10 protein-coding genes are annotated in these 6,523 nt (G+C 66.4%); 5 read left to right on the top strand and 5 right to left on the bottom strand.

All coding sequences use genetic code 11. The features are described 5' to 3' along the window. Positions 1–261: 261 nt before the first annotated feature. On the top strand, positions 262–1,437 hold the full coding sequence (locus AB0M29_RS44780; protein WP_365393547.1) for a DUF6236 family protein: 1,176 nt from the start codon (positions 262–264) through the stop codon (positions 1,435–1,437). Between the two features lie 64 nt (positions 1,438–1,501). Here the strand turns inward: AB0M29_RS44780 and AB0M29_RS44775 are convergent, their stop codons facing one another. Both AB0M29_RS44775 and AB0M29_RS44770 read right to left on the bottom strand, forming a co-directional pair. Then, the gene (locus tag AB0M29_RS44775) at positions 1,502–1,957 is read right to left on the bottom strand and encodes a hypothetical protein (protein ID WP_365393545.1); all 456 of its coding nucleotides are present in this window, start codon (positions 1,955–1,957) and stop codon (positions 1,502–1,504) included. Continuing rightward, on the bottom strand, positions 1,954–2,196 hold the full coding sequence (locus AB0M29_RS44770) for a hypothetical protein (protein WP_365393543.1): 243 nt from the start codon (positions 2,194–2,196) through the stop codon (positions 1,954–1,956). The genes AB0M29_RS44775 and AB0M29_RS44770 overlap by 4 nt, the downstream gene beginning before the upstream one ends. A 95-nt stretch (positions 2,197–2,291) precedes the next feature. On the opposite strand from AB0M29_RS44770, the gene AB0M29_RS44765 reads away from it, so the two are divergent. Continuing rightward, a complete protein-coding gene (locus tag AB0M29_RS44765) occupies positions 2,292–2,444 on the top strand; it encodes a hypothetical protein (protein ID WP_365393541.1) in 153 nt (50 codons plus the stop codon). 166 nt (positions 2,445–2,610) lie between these two features. Here the strand turns inward: AB0M29_RS44765 and AB0M29_RS44760 are convergent, their stop codons facing one another. Next, positions 2,611–3,129 carry a hypothetical protein gene (locus AB0M29_RS44760; RefSeq protein WP_365393539.1) on the bottom strand — a complete coding sequence of 173 codons (519 nt, stop codon included), beginning with the start codon at positions 3,127–3,129 and terminating at the stop codon, positions 2,611–2,613. Positions 3,130–3,267: 138 nt separating this feature from the next. Then, positions 3,268–3,750: a hypothetical protein gene (locus AB0M29_RS44755; protein WP_365393538.1), complete on the bottom strand. Its 483-nt coding sequence runs from the start codon at positions 3,748–3,750 to the stop codon at positions 3,268–3,270. Positions 3,751–4,496: 746 nt separating this feature from the next. Here AB0M29_RS44755 and AB0M29_RS44750 point away from each other — a divergent pair. Beyond that, positions 4,497–4,670, top strand: coding sequence for a hypothetical protein (locus tag AB0M29_RS44750; RefSeq protein WP_365393536.1), 174 nt, complete (start codon positions 4,497–4,499; stop codon positions 4,668–4,670). 232 nt (positions 4,671–4,902) lie between these two features. On the opposite strand, the gene AB0M29_RS44745 is transcribed toward AB0M29_RS44750, so the two are convergent. Then, entirely contained in the window at positions 4,903–5,292 is a 390-nt protein-coding gene (locus AB0M29_RS44745) for a hypothetical protein (RefSeq protein WP_365393534.1), read from the bottom strand. Positions 5,293–5,482: 190 nt separating this feature from the next. Between AB0M29_RS44745 and AB0M29_RS44740 the strand changes: the two genes are divergently transcribed. Continuing rightward, complete coding sequence (locus tag AB0M29_RS44740; protein ID WP_365393532.1) at positions 5,483–6,274, top strand: IS5 family transposase; 792 nt, start codon at positions 5,483–5,485, stop codon at positions 6,272–6,274. Next, positions 6,192–6,446 (top strand): cupin domain-containing protein, encoded by a 255-nt coding sequence (locus AB0M29_RS44735; protein WP_365393530.1) that lies wholly within the window; start codon positions 6,192–6,194, stop codon positions 6,444–6,446. The genes AB0M29_RS44740 and AB0M29_RS44735 overlap by 83 nt, the downstream gene beginning before the upstream one ends. Positions 6,447–6,523 lie beyond the last annotated feature (77 nt).

Here is a 6,523-nt window from a genome sequence, read left to right as displayed (position 1 = left end):
AACTCTTCCGGATAAGGCTTAGGCACAGCGACATCCTTCCCACCCGCCCCACAGGGCAAGCCAGTTCAGACGTCACCCGATCGTGCACCAGACCCGAGCGCGGCCGGGCCCAACTCGCTGGCCGCGACCGCGGATTGGGCCCGTTGCTGCGGGCAGTTCGATGGTCGGCCGATCAGTGGCTCGGGGCTTCGATGCTGGCGTTGGTTCTGTGTTGACAGCCTGCGAGAATCGACGAAGCTCAGCCGATCAACGGAGGTGCGAGTGCCATCGATCGCCCTGTACTACCCCTGGCGACACTTCCAGGAGGAAAGCTCGGTGAAACTGGCCCTGCTGACATGGGACAAGCTCGTGCGCGTGCGCCCCCCGGAACTGACGGAACTGTGGGACGACGACACTGACTTGGTCCGGCAACTGCGTTCGGAGACCGACTTCCTGATCGAAACCGTCCCAAGCAAGGCTGATCTGGCGGCCGTGACGGACGCCTTTAGAGCGCTGCTCACCACTCATGGGCAGGAGATTACGGGCCGATTCGGGCTGCAGACCCCTATTGTGTATAGCCACGAAGATCGACAGTACAGAATGGCAGTGAGCAACAACCCGTTCCCGGGGAACTACGAGTTTTCTTTGTACTCAGACCCCGCGAATCCCCTTATCGGCCGCGAACTGTCCGATTTGCTTATTTCTTCAGACCTGGCGCGTCGGGTGACGGGCACTGGCTATCGTGAGTGGATAAGTGTCCGCAGCCCGATGGGATCTGCCTACATGGCCGCACTAAGCGACGCGATAGCCCGCCACAACATGACCTCGCTGGTCACCGACGACCCCCGGATGCACCGTGCCGTTGGTGCATTGGACCGCTTGCCCGAGATGCTTCTTCGCGATGAGCCCCAACCTCCGGGATTTGAGGACGCCGATAGCGCCTATCTGCAAGTTGCCATCCAGGCGGTTCTCGAACCGTTGAATCTCCTGGACCTGCCCCTATCCAAACTCATCCGCTTCCGCGATCGGTATCGGGCCGAGCTGGCCGCTTTTCGCATACACCTCGAAGAGGTCTCAACTGAGCTGCAGGCCATCGCCGCAGTCGAGAACCTAGCCGTCGCGCATGCCCACCTGGAATCCCTATATGTGAGACATACCAAGCCGAAGCTCGATGACCTCAGAAGAGCGCTGCGAGCGCTGGGCGTCGAATCAACCTCCGGAGCGATGGTCCTGAAGATCGACGCCAACGCAGCAGCCGGCACCATCCTGGGTGCCGTTGCTGCCGCAGGCGGACAACTTGCTGTCGCTGGTGTGGCAACGGCCATTGCCGTTTTCCCATATGTTGCCAGCAGGCTCATGTCGCGCCGTCAGACGATCGTAGGCTCCCCGGTTGCTTACCTGCTCGCAGCTGAACGCGAACTCGGCAGCACGTCGCTGATTCGCTGGCGTCGGCACTGAATCCTCTCCGGCCTCTGGCAGCGAGCGCATCGATGAGCTGTCCCTTCGTCGACGAGAATGCTGTTCACCACGGTTCGGCGGTGGGACCGCTGTGTTCTGCGGGTTGGGACGGGGGCCGCGGCTGGGCGGGCCGTGTGCGAAGCACAGCGGTGCGTTCTGCCAACTGCTGGCGGAGGAGTTGGTTCTCGGCCGTCGCTTGGTGTAGGGCACCGACGAGGGCTTCGACGTCGGCCTTGAGCTGGGCAATCTCCTCCACGTCGGCAGCCCGTAGTTCCTTGAGCCGGCGGACCTGCTTGCGCAGGCGCTGTTCGCTGTCCGGGGTGGCGCCGCGGGCGCGGACCTTGTCGTAGAACTCGTTCTTCAGGTCGGTGTGCCGCTGGGTGAGTGCGATGCGAGGAACGCCGGCTTCGAGGGCGAGGGCGACGATCGTCAGGGCGCCGTTGGAGTGTTCGGGGGTGCCGCCCAGGATGCGTTCTATCGCGGCACGGATGCGTTCGCGTTCGTCTGGGGCGGGGCTCATGATGGTGGCTCCTGGACGTGGGTTCGGTCGTGTTCGTGGCGGTCGGCGAGGTCCCGGAGGCCCCCGGCGCGTTGGGCGAGCCGGTCAGCGAGCGGACTCGGCACCGCCTCTGAGGCGGCCTGCTTCTCCAAGGCCCGGGCGTACGCCAGGAGTTCGCTGGCGTGCCGGTCGCTGCGCGCAATATTCGCGCAGGACGGCCGGCACCGGTCCAGGCTCGGGGCGTCGCTGACATCGAGCACGGTTCATCCGCGAGTGGGACCGAGACGCGGTCACGGACGCGCAGGAGGTGACGGTAGCCGTAGCCCGGGTAGCAGCCGCCGGCATGCCCCTGGGGATGTCCGAGAACGCCACGATCGCCGCGGCCGCGCAGCGCCTGACGGACGCCGCCGTCCAGAACGAGGGACAGGAAGCGATCGAGGCCGCCGTACGGCAGCTCCGGATCGCGTTCTATCCGTCCGAGGCGGGGCGGCCCGCCACCGCCTCGTAGACGCTGCAGGCCGCTGCCGGGCGACGGCACCTGGAAGGTGTCGAGGTCGATCATGAAGCAGGGTGCGAGCGAGTGCCAGCGCTGACGACGAAGGGCCGAGGGTTCCATACTTTCGGCGGCCATGGGCGTGGAAGAAGGGGAAGGCTGACGTGTGGGGCCGAGGCGACTACGAGGTTGGCAGGCAGTCTGATGTGCCGTTGAAGATGAGGTTGAGCCTGTCTGCCGTGGCCGTGGCTGAGATGACGGCACGTGCGTGGTGCGTGGTGCTGAGCATCGCGTAGGAGACCTTGGTGGGCCCTTCGTCGTTCTTCGCGTCCAGGTCGGGCATGTATATGCCCGGCTTGCGGCCGAAGTAGGCCGCCGCCGTCTGGATCTCCGTGTGCATGGAGGCGGGGTCGGTCCAGCCCTTCCCGTTCTCCTGCTGCTCCGCGGTGAACACCCGGCGGGCCTTTCCCTTGCCGCACGGCACGTCTCTCGAGGCGTCCGAGGACACGGTGTACGGCGGCTTCTCCGAGCCCGCGTGGGCGAACGCCTTGAGGGCGGCCGTGAAGTCTGTTCGCAGGTCCGCGCCCGCCTGCCCTGCTGTCGGTCCCGAAGGCGACGAGGAACCGCAGGCCGCGCCGCCCAGGAGAAGCGCGCCGCAGACTGCTGCTGTGCCGATTGCCGTACGTGGTCTCCGGGTCATGCGGACACGCTAGCGGCGAGCGCTGCGCCCCTTCTCCTCGGTACCCCCGTGCCAGGGTGACGACGCCACCGTTGATGAGGCAGGTGAACCCAGGAGTGCTTCCACATGTGCGGCCGTGCGGGCTGGCTGGCGATCCGGTCAGGGGAGTTTCGCGAGTTGGGCGTTGATCACGCGCATGGGCAGGACCGCTGGCCTGCCGGGGAAGTTCTCGGTCCAGAACCAGGCGATGACGGAACCCCTGCGTACCAGCAGGAAGCGGAAGGGAGCGCGGGAGGTGCCTTCTTCATCGGTCAGCTTGTCCGTGATGCCGTACTCAAGGGCCTCGTCGCCCAGGTGTGGGTCAGGCAGGACCTGGGGGTGTTCGAGGCTTTCGGTCTTGGCGACTGGCCCGGCGAACGACTTGCACTGGGGGAGCGCCGCGCGCAGGTCGGCGGGGACCTTGGGTGCGTCGGCCGGCCGGTAGGCGATCAGGGCCACCGTGACGTGGTCGCGGCCGCGGAGGATGTCGGCGGCGCGGGCGTACTGGCGGTAGGCACTGGCCTGTTGAATGTTTTCGTAGACGTGCTGGCAGGCTGCAGGCGAGACCCGCGGCAGGTTGTCCGCGAACAGGGTGACCGGCATCTCCGTCCCGGCCGTGGTGCGGCCCGCCAATGTGGAGATGTCGTCTCCGGGGACGTCCTTCGGGGTGAGCACCAGGAGGTGGACGTAAGCCCGGAACAGCGGCTGTGGACACTGGTGTTGTGGAATCCCTGGTTCCTGGTCGGTGGTCTCGTCTTCGGCGTGTCCGCTTGGGAGTTCGGAAGCGCGAACGGTTCGAGTGGCGGAACCGCCTGAATGGCGTCGGGGCTCACAATCAGACCATCCAAGATCATTTTTTCGCCGTGAGCATCAGGATTGGGTGCGTGCAGTGTGCTGGCTGGGTGCCGCGTTCGGGCAGGATGGGTCGCGCGCTTGACAGCGTCGATTCGCAGTCAATGTGGCGAAGGGCGTGGACCGCGCGCTACGAAACCTCTGACGGCGGGGCAGCTACATCCGCATGTCAGCGGCCGAAACGTCGGAGTCCTGCGGAGCTTGGTCGTCCCTCTATGGCGGGCGACGACCACTGCGGACGTACACGCATCCGCAGACGCTCCTGCGGTTCTCGCTTAGCGATCCCACAGAGTTGACGAGTCGGACCACCCCGCTCGCGCGGGGAGAACACCAGCCGTCCACGCCGCGGATGTAGTTCTGGCGGACCATTCCCCGCCTGCGCGGGGTGGACCTGGCTTCTCATGCCCCGGTGCGCGCTCGAAATGCGATCTTCGTACTCACATGAAAGCGTGGAAGCTACGCATCCTCCGACATCTCCTACAGGAGGAGGCACACTCATGGGCAAGAAGCAGAGTCGGCAGAACCGTGGAGCCCGCACCGGCGGTCATGAACGCAGTGCCCCCAGCGCGACGAAGGAGCAGGCGACGACCCCTGCCGCGGGTGAGACGGTGCGCCCGATCTTGGAGGAGCACGTCTCCCATAAGCAGCAGCGGAGGTTCGGCCACAACTGATCGTCAACGACCGGCCGGGGCCGAAGTCGAGTTGATGGCAGACGTAAGGCCGCCGTCACCGGCGCTGACCCGCGGCACCTGTGCGCGGTGTTCAACCTCACTCCGGAGGCCGAACTCCGCTACACCCGCTTCTTCCACCCCGACCCCAAGGACATGACGTATCCGGCTGCACCATGGAGACGTCGTGACCGAGCACCACGCTCGGACGCGGTCATCCCAGAAGGCTGCCCGGTCAGCGCCGGCCGCCGCCGATGCGGCGGTCGTCGGCCAGCGCGGTAAGCGGGCCGAACTCGCGGGCAAGCTGGTTCCACGTCAGAACCTCGCCACAGCGGGCCGGGAATTCCTTCGGGTTGAACTCGGGCATGCTCCAGGTGCCAGTGCCCCGGTCCCGAAGCCACAGGTCCCCGTCACCGTCGATCACAGTCGGCGGGACCGGTACGGGCTCGGCCTGATCGGTGGGCTCCCAGGTGACCCGGCCCGGGTGGGAAACGCGGCGCAGCTCGGTGGTGGCCAGCCGGGCGGCCAAGTCACGGGTGGACTCTTCGGCGTCCTTGACCGACGCGAGCCGGAATGCGTCGTCAAGTACGGGCAGGGCTGGATTCTTGCTGCGCTTTGAACTCATACGCTGGCTACCTCCGGTGGGGGGCATCACATCCGTTGTGGCACCCCGTAGGGGAACACGGTATCCGAGGCGGGAGCCCGGCCGGCTACGACCACCGTCCAGGTGGAGGCGCTGGCACACAGGGCGGTGGGGGCTAGGACTTGTCCGGCCGATCATGTGACTACTTCGTGCCCGAGCGGCTCCTGTGGGTATGGGGCGGGGTGATCTGACGGATGCCGAGTGGGAACGGCTTCGGCCGTTCCTACCGGTCAGCAACGGGCGTTGTGGCAGGTGGCGGGATCATCGGCAGGTGATCGACGGGATCCTGTACCGGGTGCGGACCGGGGTGCAGTGGTGTGATCTTCCCGAGCGTTTCGGACCGTGGAAGACTGTCTACGAGCGCCACCGCCTTTGGTCGGCCGACGGAACCTGGGAGCGACTGCTCCAACAGGTCCAAGCCGTGGCCGACGCCGCAGGCGAGATCGACTGGGACGTTTCGGTCGACTCCACGATCGTCCGCGCGCATCAGCATGCGGCTGGCGCCCGCACCAATCCGCCTCCGGCGCCGGGACTAAAGGGGGCCGAAGGGATGGAACACCAGGACGAGACGTCGTGGCAGAGTCTTGCTGCCCGCTTGGTGGAGGTGGTGCGTGGTGCAAGGGCCGGCCGACGGTGGCGGCGGCGGGGTCTTGGGCCGCGAGAGGTTCCTCGGTCGGCCGTTCATAGCTGTGGTCCAGGCAGCCGACGTCCTGATGATCTGTGCTGTTGTAGCCGCGATGCACGACACTGTGTAGGGGGCGAGTGGGGTATCGGCTGGCTAGGGTCGCCCTATGACGCACAGTTTCGCGCTCCACGTCCTCGATGCCGACCTCGAACCCGAGCCGCTCGACTCGGCGCAGATCGTCTCCGGCACACCCGAGGTGACCGGGAAGGTGGTCTGGGAGTCGGCGGATGGCAAGCAGATCCGGGGTATCTGGCAGATCACTCCCGGCGTGGTAACTGACACTGAGGCGGACGAGCTGTTCGTGGTGGTCAGCGGCTCGGCGACGATCGAGGTCGAGGGCGGGTCGACGCTGCAGGTCGGGCCGGGCGACCTGGCTGTGCTGCGCGAAGGCGACCGAACGACGTGGACGGTTCACGAGACGCTGCGGAAGGTCTACGTGATCAACCTCTGAGGTGAGGCCCGGGGGCTGGCTCTCACGTTGACGCTCGCAGCGGCGGCTCCACGAGCGGTTCGGCCCGGTCAGCACGC

The organism is Streptomyces sp. NPDC051976, from assembly GCF_040680795.1.
Taxonomy (GTDB): domain Bacteria; phylum Actinomycetota; class Actinomycetes; order Streptomycetales; family Streptomycetaceae; genus Actinacidiphila.
Note: the sequence above shows the minus strand (reverse complement) of the source record. Positions and strands in the feature narration are given on the sequence as shown.